The organism is Paraburkholderia sp. J12, assembly GCF_905220215.1.
GTDB lineage: Bacteria > Pseudomonadota > Gammaproteobacteria > Burkholderiales > Burkholderiaceae > Paraburkholderia.
On record NZ_CAJMZC010000008.1, the window covers coordinates 229,794 to 246,589 of the forward strand.

Here is a 16,796-nt window from a genome sequence, read left to right on the forward strand (position 1 = left end):
GCGCGTTCGTCCCGCGACGGCCTGCGCCACACCCTCCATTCGTCCGTCCTGTTCTCATTCGCATGTCCATCCACGCGCAAGCCCGCGGCGATGGGGCCGCGTTGCGCACCGTGCTGCGCAGCGTCGGCCAGATCGTCCTGCAACGTCACGCCGGCACCGGCGCCTGCCTCGTCGCCGCGCTTGCGCTCTGCGACCTGCGGCTCGCCTGCGCCGCGCTGCTGGGCGCCACGGTTGCCAACGTCTGCGCCGTGCTGGCCGGTCACGCGGACAACGCGATCCGCGACGGCCTGGCCGGCTTCAACGGTGCGCTCGCGGCGCTCGCAGCCTTCACCTTGATCGGCGATACGCCCACCGCCACGGCCGTCGCGCTGCTGGCCGCCACGGCCAGTGCGTGGATCGGCGCGGCACTCGCCCCGCGCCTCGCGCGTGCGGGCCTGTCCGTCTACTCCACCCCCTGCCTGATCGCCAGCTGGGTATGGCTCGCGTTGCGCGCAGGCGCCTCGGCGCATGGCCCGATGCCCGCGCCGACCCATGCGCTGACCGCATTGACCACGCTGATCGATCCGGACTGGGCTGCGGCGCCCCAGACTGCATGGTTCGGCTTGCGCGCCCTCGCCGGCATCCTGAGCGGCGTGGCGCAGACCGAATTCGCCTCCGGCGCGCCCGCCGGGCTGCTCGTGGTGACGGGGCTCGCGCTGTCGTCGCGGCGGGCCGCCGCCTTCGCACTGCTCGGCGCGGCGCTCGCGAGCGGCCTCGAACTGGCCTGCGGCACGCCGCTTTCTTATTTCGACGCGGGCCTGACCGGCTTCAACGGCGCGCTGGCCGCCCTCGCCACACTCGCGCTCGGCACGCGCACCGCAATCTGTGCGACGATGCTGGCCGCGGCGCTGCATCTGGCGGCGGCCCACTACGGCCTGCCCGCGATGACCGCGCCCTTCGTGCTCGCAAGCTGGTGTGCCCACGGTACGGCGCGCATGCTCGGCGGCAGGCCCCGCAACACAGCCGAGGCGCGCGCCGCAAAATACGAACCGCAAGAGACGCAGACGCCCCCGCGCGCCGGCGCTACCCCCACCGCCATCCGCTGAACCCCCGCGAAGGAACCGCCATGTCATTCGCCCACCGTCCCACGAGCACCGCCGCCGAAACCGGCCCGCGCTCGGCCGCCGAGCAGCAACTGCGCGTCGATCTGGCCGCCGCCTACCGCCTCATCGCGCTCAATGACTGGGACGACATCATCTACACCCATGTCTCCGCCGCGATTCCGGGCGAACCCGGGCGCTTCCTGATCAACCCGTTCGGCCTCGCCTTCGACGAGGTATGCGCCTCGAACCTCGTGAAAATAGACACGGAAGGCCGCATCGTCGGTCTGAGCGACTATCCCGTGAACGCCACGGGCTTCGCGCTGCACGCGGCAGTGCACCTCGCACGGCCCGATGCCGTCTGCGTCATGCATCTGCACAACACGGCGGGCATTGCCGTGTCGATCCAGCGCGACGGTCTGCTGCCCGCTTCGCAACATGCGCTGCGCTTTTATGGCCAGCTCGCCTGGCACGACTACGAAGGGCTCGCCTTCACGCCCGCCGAGGGCGGCCGGCTGACCGCGAGCCTCGGCGACCGCCCGGCCATGCTGCTGCGCAATCACGGCACGCTCACCACCGGCCGCACCATCGCCGAGGCTTATGTGCTGATGGCCACGCTAATCAAGGCCTGCGAGATCCAGTTGCAGGCGCAGGCGGGCGGCGTGCCGCTCGTCGTACCGCCGCCCGAGGTGGCGGCCCGCACCGCCGAACAGTTGCGCGACGGCGGCGCGATCGAAGGCGAGCTCGAATGGCCCGCGCTTCTACGCAAACTCGACCGCCTCGACCCGTCGTATCGGGATTGACTCCTTCACCCTACCCATCACGGAAGACAACCATGCCGACTTTCCACATCGAACTGTTCGAGGGCCGCACCGTCGAGAAGAAGCGCGAACTTGCCGCCGCTCTCACGGAAACCACCTGCAAGGTGCTCGGCTGCGAGCCGCAGAGCGTCGATATTCTTTTCGTGGACGTCAAGCCCGAGAACTGGGCCACGGCCGGCAAGCTGTGGAGCGATCCGCGCTGAGCGGCTCAATCCCGGCCGCGTCTAAACATATCCTTAATATTCCTTAGTATTTCCTCATGCGATCGTCCCCACCATAAAAGGCCCGGGACGATCCCCGCCTCATCGCCGCCGAACCCGCACCTGGTCAGATTGACGCACCTGCGCGACTGTGCGGTGGACTGCGCGGTGTATTGACGCATATCGACGCGGCGTTCGCCCCACGCCTCCTTCGGCGCCTCGCGCATTAGTTGATTTGAGTCAATGCGTTAGCGCATGACTGTGCGCCGTCGCGAGGCCTGCATGCGACAAGCGAGCGCACGTCGCAGCACAGCAAAACCTCCGCTATTCCCCTACGCTTACGCCCATCTGCACGACACGCAGCCTGCCCTCCGGCATCGCCCGTCGCGCGGAACCCTACGGCACGCAAGCATCAGGCACGTAATCAGGCACGTACATGGACACGTCACTCTCGGCCTTCGATCTGGCCAGGCTGCAATTCGCCTTTACCGTCTCCTTCCATATCGTCTTTCCCGCGCTCAGCATCGGGCTGGCCAGTTTCATCGCCGTGCTCGAAGCATGCTGGCTCCGGACCGGCAAGACGTACTACAAGGATCTCTGCGTCTTCTGGTCGAAGATCTTCGCCGTCGCGTTCGGCATGGGCGTCGTCTCCGGCGTCGTCATGAGCTACGAGTTCGGCACCAACTGGTCCGGCTTCTCCGCGTTCGCCGGCCCCGTGACAGGTCCGCTCCTCATGTACGAAGTGATGACCGCGTTTTTTCTCGAAGCGGGCTTCCTCGGCATCATGCTGTTTGGCTGGAATCGCGTGAGCCCGCGCGCGCACTTCGGCGCGACGCTGATGGTCGCCGTCGGCACGCTCATCTCCACGTTCTGGATCCTGGCCTCCAATAGCTGGATGCAGACGCCCCAGGGCTTCGAGGTCGTGAACGGCCACGTCGTGCCCACCGACTGGTTCAAGATCGTTTTCAACCCGTCGTTCCCTTATCGCCTCGCGCACATGGCCATTGCCGCGTTCATCGTCGCGGCGCTCGTGGTGGCCGCGACCGGCGCATGGCATCTGCTCAAGGGACGGCGCGATCCGTCCGTCAAGACGATGTTCTCGATGGCGCTGGGCCTCCTCCTCGTGCTCGCACCCGTACAGGCTTTCGTGGGCGACGCGCACGGCCTGAACACGCGCGAGTATCAGCCCGCCAAGATCGCCGCGATCGAGGGCCTCTGGGACACGGAACAAGGCGGCACCGCGCTCAATCTCTTCGGCATCCCGGACATGCAGGCCGAAACCACGCGCTACGCCGTGTCGATTCCGCACCTGGGCAGCCTGATCCTCACGCATAGCTGGGACGGCGAGATCCGGGGCCTCAAGTCGTTCCCGCCCGACGAGCGCCCGAACTCGACACTCGTGTTCTGGACCTTCCGCGTGATGGTGAGCCTGGGACTCCTGATGATCGTGCTGGGCGCGCTGGGCTGGTTCCTGCGCCGGCGCGGCACGCTCTACGAATCGCGCGCGTTCCAGCGCTTCACGCTGGCCATGGGGCCGACAGGCTTCGTCACGCTGCTCGCGGGCTGGATCACCACCGAGGCCGGCCGCCAGCCGTGGGTCGTCTATGGCGTGATGCGCACCGCGCAAGCCGTGTCGCCGCTCACGACGCAACAGGTGAGCATTTCGCTGATGGCGTTCGTGTGCGTGTACTTCCTCGTGTTCGGCACCGGCATCTACTACATGCTCAAGCTGATGCGCAAAGGCCCCGCACTGCCGGGCGAGACCGGCAGCGGCGACAACGGCACGCAGACCGCCCCCGCGCACCAGAGCGCACGCCGTCCGATGTCCGCCGCCGATCAGCTGATCGACGCCTGATCCCGCAACGTCGCCCCCTCCTCCAGCCAGCTAAAGTGTAAAGAGGCAAGCAAAATGGATGTCACCGTCATCTGGGCTGCGATCATCGCGCTCGGCGTCTTCATGTATGTCGTGCTGGACGGCTTCGATCTGGGCATCGGCATCGTGTTCCCGTTCTTCCCCGAAGCGCACGAGCGCGACCTCATGATGGACACGGTCGCGCCCGTCTGGGACGGCAACGAGACCTGGCTCGTGCTCGGCGGCGCGGCACTCTTCGCCGTGTTTCCGGTGGTGTACGCCACCGTGCTCTCGGCGCTCTATCTGCCGCTCGTGTTCATGCTCGCGTGCCTGATCTTTCGCGGCGTGTCGTTCGAGATCCGCGCGAAGGCGAACCGCACGAAGCATCTGTGGGATCTCGCCTTCATCGGCGGATCGACGGGCGCCGCATTTTTCCAGGGCATCGCGCTCGGCGCTTTCCTGCAAGGCATTCCCGTCACCGACGGCCGCTTCACGGGCGACCCCTTCGGCTGGCTCACGCCGTTCAGCCTGCTCGCGGGGCTCGGGCTCGTGGTCACCTATGCGCTGCTCGGCAGTTGCTGGCTCGTCGCCAAGACCGAAGGCGACCTCCAGCGCCGTCTGCACCGGCTGGTGTGGCCGCTCACCATCGTGCTGCTCGGCTTCATCGCGCTCGTGAGCGTGTGGACGCCGCTGCAGGATGCCAACATCGCCTCGCGCTGGTTCGACGCGAAACTCTTCTGGCGGCTCGCGCCGGTGCCGCTGCTGGTGCTGGCCTGCGCGTACGGGATGCATCGCGCCGTGCGGGCGCGCCACCACAACACGCCGTTCATCGCGGCGATCGGCCTCGTGGCGCTCGGCTATCTGGGGCTGCTCGTGAGCCTGTGGCCGTATGCGATTCCGCAGAGCCTCACGCTCTGGGAAGCGGCCGCGCCGCGTTCGAGCCAGATGTTCACGCTCGTGGGCACGGCGGTGATCCTGCCCATCATCCTCGCGTACACGACGATGGGTTACTGGGTTTTCCGGGGCAAGGTGCGTCATGGCGACACCCATCACTACCACTAAGCCGGCCACGCCGCGCCGCGCGCTGCCGGGCTGGCTCTGGTTCGTGCTGCTCTGGTGCGCGGGCGTGGGGGCGGCGGTATCGCTCGGCTTTGCGTTCAAGGTGCTGATGAACCTCACGCTCTTTGCCGTGAAATAGGCGCCGCAAAGAGCGCTGCGGACACAGCCCGCGCACGCGCCTGCCCGACTCCGCGCTAGACTACCGGCCATCTGTCACTCACACGACAACAACCATGCAACAGATGACCTTCATGGAATGCGTCAAGCGCGCCTGGGCGAGCACACGCGAGGCGCTCACGCAGATGCCCCTGTTCCTGCTCGGCGTCTTTGTCGCCTACACCGTGCTCGTGTGGGTGGCCTTTGCCGGGCGGCCCGTGCCGGGCGCGGGCGAGGTGCCCTCGGGCGGCCTCGTGTTCGCGGCCGATATCGCCTCGCTGCTGAACGCGGTCCTGTATCTCGTGTTCACCGTGAAGGTGTATCGCTTCGTGCTGCTGCGCGAAGGCACGGCACCGCTCTTCCCGCTTGGCGGCAAGCCGCTCCTGCGCATGTTCGGCGTGAGCGTCACGCTCACGCTCGCGCTGATCGTCACCGGACTCGTGCTCTATGCCGTACTACAGCCGCATTACTCGGGCGGCAAGGCGTTCCTCGGAGTCATCGTGGGGGTCGCGTGGATCTATGTCGCCGTGCGGATCAGCCTGCTCTTTCCCTCACTCGCGCTCGGCAACCGCATCGATCTGCGCGCCGCGTGGCACGACAGCCACGGTCATTTCTGGGCCCTGTTCGGCGTGATCTTCGTCGCGGTGCTGCCGCTCGTCGTGATCGGGTTTCTCGTGCTGCTCTTCATCGGCCTCGCCGGCATCACGCCCGTCGCCGTCCACTCGCCTGGGCGGCTCCTGCTGCTCGCCGCGGGCCAGAGCCTGGCGAGCCTCATTTTCTCGCTGGTCGCCTCCTCGGCCCAGGCCTGGCTCTATCGGCGCCATGCCGAGCGCCTGCCCGCGCCGCCCTCGGCCTGAGTCAAGGCCACTGCCACTGCCACGGCGCGCCGCGTTACCAGATACCCGGCAGGAACCGGTAACGCACGCGCTGCATGTAGTCCCGATAGCCGGGCAGCCCGTCAGCCAGCGTGCGCTCCTCCTTCACCGCGCGCCAGCCGATGGCCGCCATCATGAAGGGCACGCAGGCGAGGCCCCACCACGAACCCAGCATGAGCGGCGTGCCGGCAATCAGCAGGAGCGCGTACGCGTACATCGGATGCCGGATGTGCGCATACGGTCCGGTGTCGGTGAGCGCGTGGCCGCGCTCGCGCTGGATCGCCACGACGGGCGACGCATAGCGGTTCGCCGCAAACACGCTGCGCGTGAGGTAGATGCAGAAAAAAATCCCAACGGCGCCCGCCACGCGCAGCCACAGCGGCACGTGCGAGCCGCCGAAGCGCACGGCGTCGGCGCCGATCAGCACGAGCCATGCGCACCAGCCGATCGAAACGACGATCATGAACACCCGATCCCACGGGCTCTGACCGCGCGGCGCATACGGCGAGAGGCGCTCGGCCAACAGTCCGGGATCCACGCGCGCGAGCCACAGGCCGATCCAGAGACTCGTGGCGGCGAGCTCCGCGAGCCACAGCCAGGCGGCCAGCCACGCAAGCGTGCCTGCCGCGCCGAACAGCAGCGCGCCCATCAGCACGAGCCACAGCGCCGTCATGCCGATCATGCGTCCGATCATGATGTGCTCCTTCGCACGAAGCCTTTCCCGATCAGACCCAGCGCCACTCAAGCCACCGGGTCGCGTCCCGCGATGCGCGCAAAGAGCGCGCCTGCGTCGAAGTCCGAAGCATCGATGCCGAACTGCTCGCGCAGGCATTCCGTCAACCCGGCGGCGCTGGCGATCGTGTGCGTAAGCGTGCGGTTGCCTCGGGCGTCGCGTTCGGAATAGCGGTCGTTAAAGAGCGCAGCGCGGCCGTTTTCGCGTACGCTGCACGCCACCAGGTTGCCGGTAAAGAACGAGTCCGGCGAAGTGGACGTGTACCAGTTCGCCACTTCATAATCGACCCATTCGGCCGGCCGCGATTCGAACCGATAGACGTTGGACCAGGCGTCGCCTTCTTGCACCGCAAGCGTCCCCATTCCTTCGGACTCCATGACAAGTCGCGCGGGTTCGAGCGGCGTGGGCTGCGGCTCGCGCACATCGAACGCCAGCGGCGCACACAGCGTCGCGCCGCCAAAGCCGACATCGGCCAGCCACGCGGCACCCTCCGCCTCCACGCGCAGCAGCATGTGCGAGCGCGGCGTGACAGCATCGGCGGCACGCCCGTAGACCACGCGCGCGGCCAGCGGCGCGATGGCGAAACCCAGCTCCACCAGCACGCGGGCAAAGAGCATGTTGTGCTCGAAGCAGTAGCCGCCGCGCCGCGCTTCCACCAGCTTCGCCACGATGTCTTCAAGCCGCAGGGAAACGGGCCGGCCCGCGAGCGCATCCAGTCCCTCGAAGGGGATCGCAAGCGGATGGAGGCGATGCAAGGTCCGCAGCACGTCGAGCGTCGCCGCGCGGGGGCCGTCGTAGCCGATACGCGCGAAATAGCGGTCGAGATCGAAGCGGTTGTCGAGCAGGGCGTCGGGCAACAAAGCGGTCATGGGCAAGTCATCCGATAAAACGCACGCGCGCGGCACGTGAGGTCATTGATGGTTCGATGATATTCGACTTCCCCAACTCCTCCGACCCGGCCATTCCTGACAATATGTAATGGCAAATCTCCACCTCCGACAGCTATTCGTAAACACACTGAACCCAACAAGTAATCTTTATGAGAATCATTCTCATTTGTGTTGACTCCTATATTCCCAATGAGTACGATGGCGCCGTTCGCTGCCCTTTTCTTCTGTTGCAGCGATGCAGGGAATTCATGTGCAGCGGTGCCGGCGCGAATCGCGCGCCCAGCGGTCCAACCGACGGGGCAAGAACGCGCGGGCGGCATCGACATAATCAATAAGGATCTCGATGAAGTTCTCTCGGTCAGTTCGTCCCGCCGCGTTTCGTGGCCACGGGGTCCGGCGCCATCTGCCGGCGCTGCGCCAGCTCGCGCTCTGTGTCGCATTCGCGACGCTTGCGAGCGGTGCGGCCTACGCGCAGTCCACCCCGGAAACCAACCCCGACGCCAATCCGGAAGCCCCGGAGGCCGACCTCAACATCAAGGCGCAGCCGTCGAACTTCTGGACCGGCATCTGGAGCCGCCAGAACCTGCTCGGCGACATTGGCGGCCTGCGTCCGTGGCTCGGCAAGTACGGCGTCACGTTCCAGTTGACCGAGACGAGCGAGTACCTCGCGAACCTGCGCGGCGGCCTGAACCGCGGCGGCACCTATGACGGCCTGACCACCGCGACCGTACAGCTCGATACGAGCAAGGCGCTGGGCATCCCGGGCGGCCTCTTCAATATCAGCGCGCTCAACATTCACGGCTCGAACCTGAGCGCGCTGAATCTCGGCACGCTGAACACGGCGAGCGGCATCGAAGCGCAGGACACCACCCGCCTGTGGGAAATGTGGTACCAGCAGTCGTTCCTCGACAAGCGCGTGGACGTGAAGATCGGTCAGCAGAGTCTCGACCAGGAATTCATGGTGAGCCAGTACGCGGCGCTCTTCGTGAACACGATGTTCGGCTGGCCCGGCCTGCCTTCGTACGACCTGCCGAACGGCGGCCCGGCCTACCCGCTCTCCGGGCTCGGCGTGCGCGCGCGCGCCCAGATCACGGGTTCGCTCACGGGCCTCGTCGGCCTGTTCGATGCCGATCCGCTCGGCAACGACCCGACCAACCTGAGCGGCACGAACTTCAACCTGCACAACGGTGCGATGGTGATCGGCGAGTTGCAGTACTCGATCAACCAGCCCGCCGAAGGCGAACTCGTGAGCGCCGACAGCAGCAAGAAACTGCCGGGCACCTACAAGCTGGGCTTCTGGTACAACAGCGACTCGTTCACCGACCAGCAGTCGGGGGCATCGGTCAAAGGCAACTACAGCATCTACGCGGTCGCCGACCAGATGGTCTGGCGCCCCGACCCCGACGAGCCGCGCAGCATCGGCGTGTTCGCGCGCGTGATGGGCGCGCCGAACGACCGCAACGAAGTCAGCTATAGCGCGAACCTGGGCGTGGTGATGAAGGCGCCGTTCGCCGGCCGCGACAACGACAGCGTCGGCCTTGGCCTTGCCTACATCAAGATCAGCAGCGCCGCGGCCGCAGCCGACCTCGCCAACGGGTTCGTGCAGCGCGGCAGCGAAACGGCGCTCGAAGCGACCTACCAGTATCAGGTCACCCCCTGGTGGCAGCTGCAGGCCGACGCGCAGTACACGTTCAACGCCGGTGCGGGCCAGAACCCGGACAACCAGACGCAGGCGCTGCGCAACACCTTCGTGGTGGGTGTGCGCACCAACATCACGTTCTGAGCGTCCGACCGACGACACAACCGATCGAAACCTGATCCCATGGCCAACACCAAGTCCTCGCGAGCCCTTGCCGACCTGAGCGCCGAACGTGGCGCACGCGGCGAATGCGGCATCCGCTACGCTCGCGGGGCACGGAGATTCACGATGAAACACGCTATGCGCACGTTCCTGCAACGCACGACCCTGACCCGACGCGCCGCCCTCGCCCTCACGGCGGCGGCCACGCTGGGTGCCGCTCCGCTCGCCGCTCACGCCGACGCGGAAGGCCTCTTGCCGCAGATCCACAAGGACACCACCCTCATCAACACGGTCCCCGACAACGGCGACCAGAACCCGTACGCGATCTTCGTGGCGCCGGTCAGCGCGGGTGCCGTGAAGCAGGGCGACGTGCTGGTGGACAACTTCAACAACGCGGCCAACCTGCAAGGCACCGGCAGCACGATCGTCGATTACCACCCGGATACGAAGCAGATGTCGCTCTTCGCGACGATCCCGCGCGACCTCAAGGAATGCCCGGGCGGCGTGGGCCTTTCCACGGCGATGACCATGCTCAAGTCGGGCTGGGTGATCGTGGGCAGCACGCCCTCCAACGACGGCACCACCGGCACCAAGGGCGCCGGCTGCCTGATCGTGCTCGACAGCAACGGCAAGATCGCCAAAACCATCAGCAGCCCGAACATCAACGACCCGTGGGGCAACATGGCCGTGGTCGACAACGGCGACCATGCCACGCTCTTCCTGAGCAACGCCGGCTTCGGCGTGGGCAGCGCGGACGGCAACCCGCCGGTGTTCAAGCAGTCCACCGTGCTGCGCCTCGACCTCGACATTCCGAACGGCCAGGCGCCGGTGGTGAAGAACGAGACCGTGGTGGCGGGCGGCTTCGGCGCGCAGGCCGACAAGGGTGTGTTCCTCGTCGGCCCCACGGGCCTCGCGCTTTCGGGCGACAACAAGCTGCTCTATATCTCAGACGCGATCGGCAACCGCATCAACGTGATCGAAGATCCGCTCACGCGCGACACGAGCGCAGGGGTTGGCCGCCAGCTCACCGCAGATGGTATGCTCCACCGCCCGCTCGCGATGCTCGTGACGCCGCAGGGTCACCTGCTCGTCACCAACGCGCTCAACGGCCAGGTCGTGGAGATCGACCCGGTCGCGGCAAAGCAGCTTTACGCTCGCTGGATCGATACCGACAAGGCGCAGACGCCCCCGGGCAACGGCGACCTGTTCGGCATCGCGCTGACGCCGGCGGGCGACGGCTTCTACTATGTGGAAGACGACGTCAATACACTCGTGCTGGCCAAATAATCATGTCCTCCGAAGACTCCCGCAATACACCCGAGCGCCCCGCGCGCCGGGGCTTCCTGAAGGCCGGTAGCGCCGCGGTTGCCGCCGGCGCGACGCTCGGCGCAGGCCTTGCCGCGCCGGGCGCAGCGCACGCGGCCACGGAAGCGAACCGGCATGCGGCGCACACCGACCCGATGCTCGTCGTCGAGCCGTTCTACGCCGAGCACCAGGGCGGCATCGTCACGCCGCAGCAGGCGCACACCTACGTCGCCGCCTTCGACCTCGCCACGACCTCGCGCGACGACGTGATCAACCTGCTGCGCCAGTGGACCGAGTCGGCCGCGCGCATGACGCAGGGCAACCCGGCCGCCTCGCTCCAGGGCACCGGCGACGATCACCCCGCCGCCGATTCGGGCGACGTGCTCGACGTGGGTCCGGCCGGCCTCACGGTGACGTTCGGCTTCGGCCCCGGCCTCTTCACGTCCGAAGGCAAGGACCGCTACGGCCTCGCCAGCAAGCGCCCCGCCGCGCTCGTCGATCTGCCGCGCTTCAACGGCGACCAGCTCGTGGCCGAGAAAACCGGCGGCGACCTCTACGTGCAGGCCTGCGCGAACGACGCCCAGGTGGCCTTCCACGCGGTGCGCCAGCTCGCGCGCCAGGGCTACGGCATCCTGCGCATGCGCTGGGGCCAGGCCGGCTTCCTCACGGGCGCGAAGGGCCAGACGCCGCGCAACCTGATGGGTTTCAAGGACGGCACCAACAATCCGCCCACGAGCGACCCGAAGCTCATGAACCAGTTCGTCTGGGCCACGGCTGCCGACGCGCCGTGGATGCAGGGCGGCACCTATACGGTCGTGCGCCGCATCCGCATCACGCTCGAGCACTGGGATCAGATGGAACTCGGCTTCCAGGAGCAGGTGTTCGGCCGCCGCAAGTACAGCGGCGCGCCCATGGGCCGCGACAAGGAATTCGACGCGGTCGATCTGGACGCGCAGGACAAGGACGGCAATCCGCAGATTCCGGACAACTCGCACGTGCGCCTCTCGAATCGCGCGTCGAACGACGGCGCGCAGATTTTGCGCCGTTCGTACTCCTACAATGACAGCACGAACTTCTACATCGAGCGCTGGCCGCCGTGGCGCCAGGAAACCGAGTATGACGCGGGCCTGATTTTCATCGCTCACCAGAGCGACCCGCGCACCGGCTTCATTCCGATCAACGAAAAGCTCTCGAAGTTCGACATGATGAACCAGTTCACGACCCATATCGGCAGCGCGGTGTTTGCCTGCCCGCCGGGCGCGAAACCCGGTTCGTATATCGGCGCCGAGCTGTTCACGGCCTGAACGGGGCCCGGCCTGAAGGCCCGAGTTTGACCTGATAAAGACGCTCCTCTTCATCAACGGATAACGACACACCATGAAGATCTCGCTCCCCGGCGCGCCGCTGCGTGCCGCCGCCCTGAGCATTGCCCTCGCCGTTGCCGGCACGCTGCCGCTCGCTGCCCACGCCGCGTCGATCACGCTCTACAACGCGCAGCACGAGCAGGTCGTGAACCAGCTCGCGAAGGACTTCCAGCAACAAACCGGCATCAGCGTGAACATCCGCAGCGACGAAGGTCCGGCGCTCGCGGCGCAGATCATCGCCGAAGGCGACAAGACGCCCGCCGACGTCTACTTCACGGAAAACTCGCCCGAGCTGATGCTGCTCGAAGAGAAGGGCCTGCTCGCCCCCGTGCAGGGCGCAACGCTCTCCGAAGTGCCCGCGCGCTACAACTCGCCGGCCGGCCAGTGGGTCGGCGTGACCGCGCGTGAAAACGTGCTCGCCTACAACACGGCCAAGGTTCAGCCCTCGCAGCTGCCGCAGACCCTGTTCGATCTCGCGAAGCCCGAGTGGAAGGGCAAGGTCGGCATCGCGCCGTCCGACGCCGACTTCCTGCCGCTCGTCGACGCCGTGATCGCCGCCAGGGGCGAAGCCGCGACGCTCGAATGGCTCAAGGGCCTGAAGGCCAACTCGCAGATCTTCGACGACGACGAAGGCGTGGTCGCCGCCGTGAACCGCGGCGCCGTTGCCACGGGCATCATCAACAACTACTACTGGGACCGCCTGCACGCCGAGATCGGCGACGGCAAGACGCGCAGCGCCGTGGCGCACTTCGCGAACGGCGACATCGGCGCCCTCGTGAACGTGTCGGGCGCGGCCGTGCTGAAGTCGGCCCACAACCCGGACGGCGCGCAGAAGTTCCTCGCCTACCTCGTGAGCGAGCGTGCACAGAAGCTGATGGCCCAAGGCCACATCAGCTTCGAGTACCCGCTGCGTCCCGGCGTGGCGGCGGACCCGATCAACAAGCCCTTCGACCAGTTGAACCCGCCGTCGCTGACGATCCAGCAACTGGGCGACGACAGCCAGGCCGGCAAGCTGCTGCGCCAGGCGGGCCTGCTCTAATCAACGCCACTGCAAAGCCAGCCTTATCGTGAGTGAAGCTGTCACCACGGCGCCAGCCATGCAGGAATCGACCGATCAAGCGCCGCGCTTCACCGCGCGGCGGCGTGTGCCGCGCGCGCTCGTCGCGGCCGCGCTGCTCGGCCCCCTGCTGGTGCTGCTGCCGCTCGCGCTGACGTTCTGGCGCGCGCTTTCGTTTGGATTCGCCGACGCCGCCGACCTGATCTTCAGGCCGCTCGTCGGCGAACTGCTTGTCAACACGCTCTCCATCACGGTGAGCGCCACACTCGCTTCGGCCGTGCTCGGCACCGCCGTCGCGTGGTTCGTCGAACGCACCGACCTGCCCGGCCGCCGCGCCTTCGCGCTGCTCGCCGCCGCGCCGCTCGCCATGCCCGCGTTCATCACGAGCTATGCGTGGGTGTCGCTGAGCCTCGATCTCCAGGATTTCCTCGGCGCGTTCATCGTCATCACCACCGCGTATTTCCCGCTCGTCTATCTGCCCGTGGCCGCCGCGCTGCGCGGGCTCGATCCGGCGCTCGAAGAAAGTGCGCGCGCGCTCGGCTGCAACCGCTGGACCACATTCTTCCGCGTCGTGCTGCCGCAGCTGCGTCCCGCCCTGCTCGGCTCGATGCTGCTGGTCGCACTCGGCGTGCTGGCCGAGTTCGGCGCCTTCCAGCTGCTGCGCTTTCGCACCTTCACGACCGAGATCTACGCCGAGTACCGCACGAGCTTCGACGGCGGCGGCACCTCGCTCCTCGCCTGCGTGCTGATCGTGCTGTGTCTCGCCGTGCTCGCACTCGAATTCCGCGTGCGCGGGCGCGCCCGCTACGAACGCGTCGATCGCGGCACGCGCCGCGCCGTGACGCGCCATGCGCTCGGCCGCTGGCGCTGGCCGGTCGCCGCCGCCTTCACCGCGCTCAACATCGCCACGCTGGGCGTGCCGCTCGGCATGATCGGCTACTGGCTCACACAGCCGGGCGCCGAAGCGATCACGCCCGCCGACGTCTCGCCCGAACTGCTGCTCTCGACCACCTTCGCCTCGCTGCATCTCGGCCTCATGGCCGCGGTCTTCACCACGGTGCTCGCGTTGCCGCTCGCGTATCTGCTCGCGCGCTATCCGGGCCGCCTCGCCACCTTCCTCGAACGCACGACGTTCGTGGCGCAAGGGGTGCCCAGCATCGTCATCGCGCTCGCGATCGTTTCGCTCGCCGTGCACGTGCTCACGCCGCTCTATCAGAGCACGACGCTGCTGATCGTCGTGTACGGCATCCTCTTCCTGCCGTTCGCGCTGGTGAGCGTGCGCGCCGCGCTTCTGCAGGCCCAGCAGCGGCTCGAAGACACGGCCCGCTCGCTCGGCCTCGGCTGGTTCGAAACGCTGCGCCGCGTGGTGCTGCCGCTCGCGGGACCGGGGCTCGGCGCCGCGGCTTCGATGGTGTTCATCTCCGTCGTCACCGAACTGAACGCGACGCTGCTGCTCTCGCCCATCGGCACGCGCACGCTCGCCACCCAGGTGTGGATCGACACTTCGACGCTCGCATTCGCCGCCGCCGCACCCTATGCCGCGCTGCTCACGGCGCTCTCGCTCACGGCTTCCGGCCTGCTGTTCGCGTTCGCGGGGCGCTCCGCGCTCGCCGCGCATTCGTCCGCGCCGCCCGAAGTGACGTCCTGACCGCCTTACCCGTACCGCCCATGAGCACTCTTCGCATCTCCGGCCTGCAAAAGGCGTTCGACGGCCATCCCGTGCTGCACGGCATCGACCTTTCCGTGAAGTCGGGCTCGCTCGTCGCCTTGCTCGGGCCTTCGGGCAGCGGCAAGACTACGCTGCTGCGCGTGCTGTGCGGCTTCGAGCGCGCCGATGCGGGCACCATCGAAATCGACGGCAAGCGCGTGGCGGGCGAAGGCCTGCACCTACCGACCGAGCAGCGCCACATTGGCTACGTGCCGCAGGAAGGCGCGCTCTTTCCGCATCTCACAGTAGCCGAAAACATCGTGTTCGGCCTGCCGCGTTCGCAGCGTCGCGCGCAACATCGCGCGGCCGAATTGCTCGAACTCGTCGGACTTCCGGAGTCCTACGCAACGCGCGCGCCGCAGCAGCTCTCGGGCGGCCAGCAGCAGCGCGTGGCGCTCGCGCGCGCGCTCGCGCCGTCGCCCGGCCTCGTGATGCTCGACGAACCGTTCTCGTCGCTCGATGCCACGCTGCGCATCGAAACGCGCGAAGCCGTTGCGCGCGCACTCGCCGCAGCCGGCGCAACCGCAGTGCTCGTGACGCACGATCAGGCCGAAGCGCTCTCGCTCGGTCACGAAGTGGCGGTGCTGTGGCGCGGACGGCTGCTGCAGACTGCCTCGCCGCAGGCGCTCTACCGGCGTCCCGTCACGCGCGAGCTGGCGACGTTCATCGGCGAAGCCGTGCTGCTGCCGGGCAGCGTGAGCGGCTCGCGCGCCCACTGCGTGCTCGGCACGCTGCCCGTAGTGGACGGCTCCTCGCACACCGATGGCGAAGTGGATGTGATGCTGCGTCCCGAGCAGATCGAAGTGCTGCCCGCAACGGCGCAGCGCGACGGCGCACTCGATGCGCTCGTGCGCGAGATCAGCTTCCAGGGGCAGGACGCGGCGCTCACGCTGCAACTGATCGACTCCCCCACTACCGTGCGCGCGCGCGTGCCCGGCTACCGCACGCCGCGCCCGGGCGAGCGCGTGCGGCTCGCGGTGGGAGGCGAAGTGAGCGTCTATCCGCGCTGACGCCGCACCGCAAGATCCTGGACCATCTGCTGTGCCAGGTAATCGCAGGTAGGCCGGTTCGATTTGACGCTGCGCGCCACGACGATATCGAGCGGCTCGATCTTCGGCAGCCCCTCGTCCGCGCCGAGAATCGCGAAATGTGGCGGCACGCTGCAGCGCGTGAGCGCGACGACGGCAATGCCCGCCTCGACCGTCGCCAGCAACCCCATCAGGCTCGCGCTGCTATAGGCGGCGCGATAGCGGATGCGCGCTGCGTCGAGCGCCGCCACCGTATGCACGCGCGCCACGCTGCCGTGCTCGTAGAGCCCCACCGGCAGCGGCGAGATCGCGAGCGGCGCGGGGTCGTCCGCCGAACCCACCCACACCATGTCTTCGCTGCGCACGAACTCGCCGCGCAGCTTGCGATCGCGCGTGACGAACGCGAGATCGATCTTGTTGTCCGCCAGCATCGGCCCGAGCGCCACGCTCTGCGCGCAGACGATCTCGATCTCCACATGCGGATACAGCGTGGAGAAACGCCGCAACACGGGTGAAAGCAGCGCGGCCATGTAGTCGTCGGGCGCGCCCAGTACCACGCGCCCCGTCACCTCCGGCCGCACCAGCGCCGACCATGCCTCCTCCTGTAGCTCAAGCGCACGCCGCGCATATTCGAGCAACGTATTGCCGGGCCGCGTGAGCGCGAGATTGCGCGTGTCGCGCGTGAACAGCGTGGTGCCCAGCATCTGCTCGAGCCGCTTGACCTGCATGCTCACGGCCGCCTGCGAGCGGTGCACGGCGACCGCCGCGCGCGTGAAGCTGCCCGCATCGGCCACGGCGACGAAGGTCCGCATGAGATCGAGGTCGAATTCCGGGCTCATGATTTATCAACCACATTGATGGAATTGTT

Annotated in this window: 16 protein-coding genes; 13 read left to right on the forward strand and 3 right to left on the reverse strand. The window is 67.5% G+C overall.

What is annotated here, in order from left to right:
• The first annotated feature begins 62 nt into the window (after window positions 1-62).
• The 7 genes from U5760_RS18865 (at window position 63) to U5760_RS18895 (ending at window position 6,024) form a co-directional block, all read left to right on the forward strand.
• Window positions 63-1,085, forward strand: a complete 1,023-nt coding sequence (locus U5760_RS18865) for an urea transporter (protein WP_322013803.1) — start codon at window positions 63-65, stop codon at window positions 1,083-1,085.
• A 20-nt stretch (window positions 1,086-1,105) separates the two neighbouring features.
• Window positions 1,106-1,882: a class II aldolase/adducin family protein gene (locus tag U5760_RS18870; protein WP_322013804.1), complete on the forward strand. Its 777-nt coding sequence runs from the start codon at window positions 1,106-1,108 to the stop codon at window positions 1,880-1,882.
• 32 nt (window positions 1,883-1,914) lie between these two features.
• Window positions 1,915-2,103, forward strand: a complete 189-nt coding sequence (locus U5760_RS18875) for a 4-oxalocrotonate tautomerase (RefSeq protein WP_028224021.1) — start codon at window positions 1,915-1,917, stop codon at window positions 2,101-2,103.
• A 433-nt stretch (window positions 2,104-2,536) separates the two neighbouring features.
• A complete protein-coding gene (locus tag U5760_RS18880; RefSeq protein WP_322013805.1) occupies window positions 2,537-3,955 on the forward strand; it encodes a cytochrome ubiquinol oxidase subunit I in 1,419 nt (472 codons plus the stop codon).
• A gap of 54 nt (window positions 3,956-4,009) precedes the next feature.
• Window positions 4,010-5,014, forward strand: a complete 1,005-nt coding sequence (cydB, locus tag U5760_RS18885) for a cytochrome d ubiquinol oxidase subunit II (RefSeq protein WP_322013806.1) — start codon at window positions 4,010-4,012, stop codon at window positions 5,012-5,014.
• Complete coding sequence (locus U5760_RS18890; protein WP_322013807.1) at window positions 4,989-5,150, forward strand: hypothetical protein; 162 nt, start codon at window positions 4,989-4,991, stop codon at window positions 5,148-5,150. Before cydB ends, U5760_RS18890 begins: the two co-directional genes overlap by 26 nt.
• 94 nt (window positions 5,151-5,244) lie before the next feature.
• A complete protein-coding gene (locus tag U5760_RS18895; RefSeq protein ID WP_322013808.1) occupies window positions 5,245-6,024 on the forward strand; it encodes a hypothetical protein in 780 nt (259 codons plus the stop codon).
• A gap of 34 nt (window positions 6,025-6,058) precedes the next feature.
• Here U5760_RS18895 and U5760_RS18900 read toward each other — a convergent pair whose 3' ends face one another.
• The gene (locus U5760_RS18900) at window positions 6,059-6,736 is read right to left on the reverse strand and encodes an isoprenylcysteine carboxylmethyltransferase family protein (protein WP_322013809.1); all 678 of its coding nucleotides are present in this window, start codon (window positions 6,734-6,736) and stop codon (window positions 6,059-6,061) included.
• A 47-nt stretch (window positions 6,737-6,783) separates the two neighbouring features.
• Complete coding sequence (locus U5760_RS18905) at window positions 6,784-7,644, reverse strand: arylamine N-acetyltransferase (protein WP_322013810.1); 861 nt, start codon at window positions 7,642-7,644, stop codon at window positions 6,784-6,786.
• 364 nt (window positions 7,645-8,008) lie between these two features.
• Here U5760_RS18905 and U5760_RS18910 point away from each other — a divergent pair, with 364 nt between their 5' ends.
• From U5760_RS18910 to U5760_RS18935, 6 genes are all read left to right on the forward strand, one after another.
• On the forward strand, window positions 8,009-9,448 hold the full coding sequence (locus tag U5760_RS18910; RefSeq protein WP_322013811.1) for a carbohydrate porin: 1,440 nt from the start codon (window positions 8,009-8,011) through the stop codon (window positions 9,446-9,448).
• Window positions 9,449-9,592: 144 nt separating this feature from the next.
• Window positions 9,593-10,753 carry a hypothetical protein gene (locus tag U5760_RS18915; RefSeq protein ID WP_415914132.1) on the forward strand — a complete coding sequence of 387 codons (1,161 nt, stop codon included), beginning with the start codon at window positions 9,593-9,595 and terminating at the stop codon, window positions 10,751-10,753.
• Window positions 10,754-10,755: 2 nt separating this feature from the next.
• Entirely contained in the window at window positions 10,756-12,075 is a 1,320-nt protein-coding gene (gene efeB / locus U5760_RS18920; RefSeq protein WP_322013812.1) for an iron uptake transporter deferrochelatase/peroxidase subunit, read from the forward strand.
• A 73-nt stretch (window positions 12,076-12,148) separates the two neighbouring features.
• Window positions 12,149-13,174, forward strand: a complete 1,026-nt coding sequence (locus U5760_RS18925) for an iron ABC transporter substrate-binding protein (RefSeq protein WP_322013813.1) — start codon at window positions 12,149-12,151, stop codon at window positions 13,172-13,174.
• 58 nt (window positions 13,175-13,232) lie between these two features.
• On the forward strand, window positions 13,233-14,840 hold the full coding sequence (locus tag U5760_RS18930; protein WP_322013890.1) for an iron ABC transporter permease: 1,608 nt from the start codon (window positions 13,233-13,235) through the stop codon (window positions 14,838-14,840).
• 20 nt (window positions 14,841-14,860) lie between these two features.
• Complete coding sequence (locus U5760_RS18935) at window positions 14,861-15,910, forward strand: ABC transporter ATP-binding protein (RefSeq protein WP_322013814.1); 1,050 nt, start codon at window positions 14,861-14,863, stop codon at window positions 15,908-15,910.
• Here the strand turns inward: U5760_RS18935 and U5760_RS18940 are convergent.
• The gene (locus U5760_RS18940; RefSeq protein ID WP_322013815.1) at window positions 15,898-16,767 is read right to left on the reverse strand and encodes a LysR family transcriptional regulator; all 870 of its coding nucleotides are present in this window, start codon (window positions 16,765-16,767) and stop codon (window positions 15,898-15,900) included. The two genes, U5760_RS18935 and U5760_RS18940, sit on opposite strands and share 13 nt — an antisense overlap.
• Between the last annotated feature and the right edge of the window lie 29 nt (window positions 16,768-16,796).

What these genes read in the sequence shown, in the direction of transcription:
- U5760_RS18915 (WP_415914132.1), top strand. Translation starts at nt 9,593, where the DNA reads ATGAAACACGCTATGCGCACGTTCCTGCAACGCACGACCCTGACCCGA.
- U5760_RS18930 (WP_322013890.1), top strand. Translation starts at nt 13,233, where the DNA reads ATGCAGGAATCGACCGATCAAGCGCCGCGCTTCACCGCGCGGCGGCGT.
- U5760_RS18905 (WP_322013810.1), bottom strand. Translation starts at nt 7,644, where the DNA reads ATGACCGCTTTGTTGCCCGACGCCCTGCTCGACAACCGCTTCGATCTC.
- U5760_RS18925 (WP_322013813.1), top strand. Translation starts at nt 12,149, where the DNA reads ATGAAGATCTCGCTCCCCGGCGCGCCGCTGCGTGCCGCCGCCCTGAGC.
- U5760_RS18940 (WP_322013815.1), bottom strand. Translation starts at nt 16,767, where the DNA reads ATGAGCCCGGAATTCGACCTCGATCTCATGCGGACCTTCGTCGCCGTG.
- U5760_RS18875 (WP_028224021.1), top strand. Translation starts at nt 1,915, where the DNA reads ATGCCGACTTTCCACATCGAACTGTTCGAGGGCCGCACCGTCGAGAAG.
- cydB (WP_322013806.1), top strand. Translation starts at nt 4,010, where the DNA reads ATGGATGTCACCGTCATCTGGGCTGCGATCATCGCGCTCGGCGTCTTC.
- U5760_RS18900 (WP_322013809.1), bottom strand. Translation starts at nt 6,736, where the DNA reads ATGATCGGACGCATGATCGGCATGACGGCGCTGTGGCTCGTGCTGATG.
- U5760_RS18880 (WP_322013805.1), top strand. Translation starts at nt 2,537, where the DNA reads ATGGACACGTCACTCTCGGCCTTCGATCTGGCCAGGCTGCAATTCGCC.
- U5760_RS18865 (WP_322013803.1), top strand. Translation starts at nt 63, where the DNA reads ATGTCCATCCACGCGCAAGCCCGCGGCGATGGGGCCGCGTTGCGCACC.
- efeB (WP_322013812.1), top strand. Translation starts at nt 10,756, where the DNA reads ATGTCCTCCGAAGACTCCCGCAATACACCCGAGCGCCCCGCGCGCCGG.
- U5760_RS18895 (WP_322013808.1), top strand. Translation starts at nt 5,245, where the DNA reads ATGCAACAGATGACCTTCATGGAATGCGTCAAGCGCGCCTGGGCGAGC.
- U5760_RS18935 (WP_322013814.1), top strand. Translation starts at nt 14,861, where the DNA reads ATGAGCACTCTTCGCATCTCCGGCCTGCAAAAGGCGTTCGACGGCCAT.
- U5760_RS18870 (WP_322013804.1), top strand. Translation starts at nt 1,106, where the DNA reads ATGTCATTCGCCCACCGTCCCACGAGCACCGCCGCCGAAACCGGCCCG.
- U5760_RS18910 (WP_322013811.1), top strand. Translation starts at nt 8,009, where the DNA reads ATGAAGTTCTCTCGGTCAGTTCGTCCCGCCGCGTTTCGTGGCCACGGG.
- U5760_RS18890 (WP_322013807.1), top strand. Translation starts at nt 4,989, where the DNA reads ATGGCGACACCCATCACTACCACTAAGCCGGCCACGCCGCGCCGCGCG.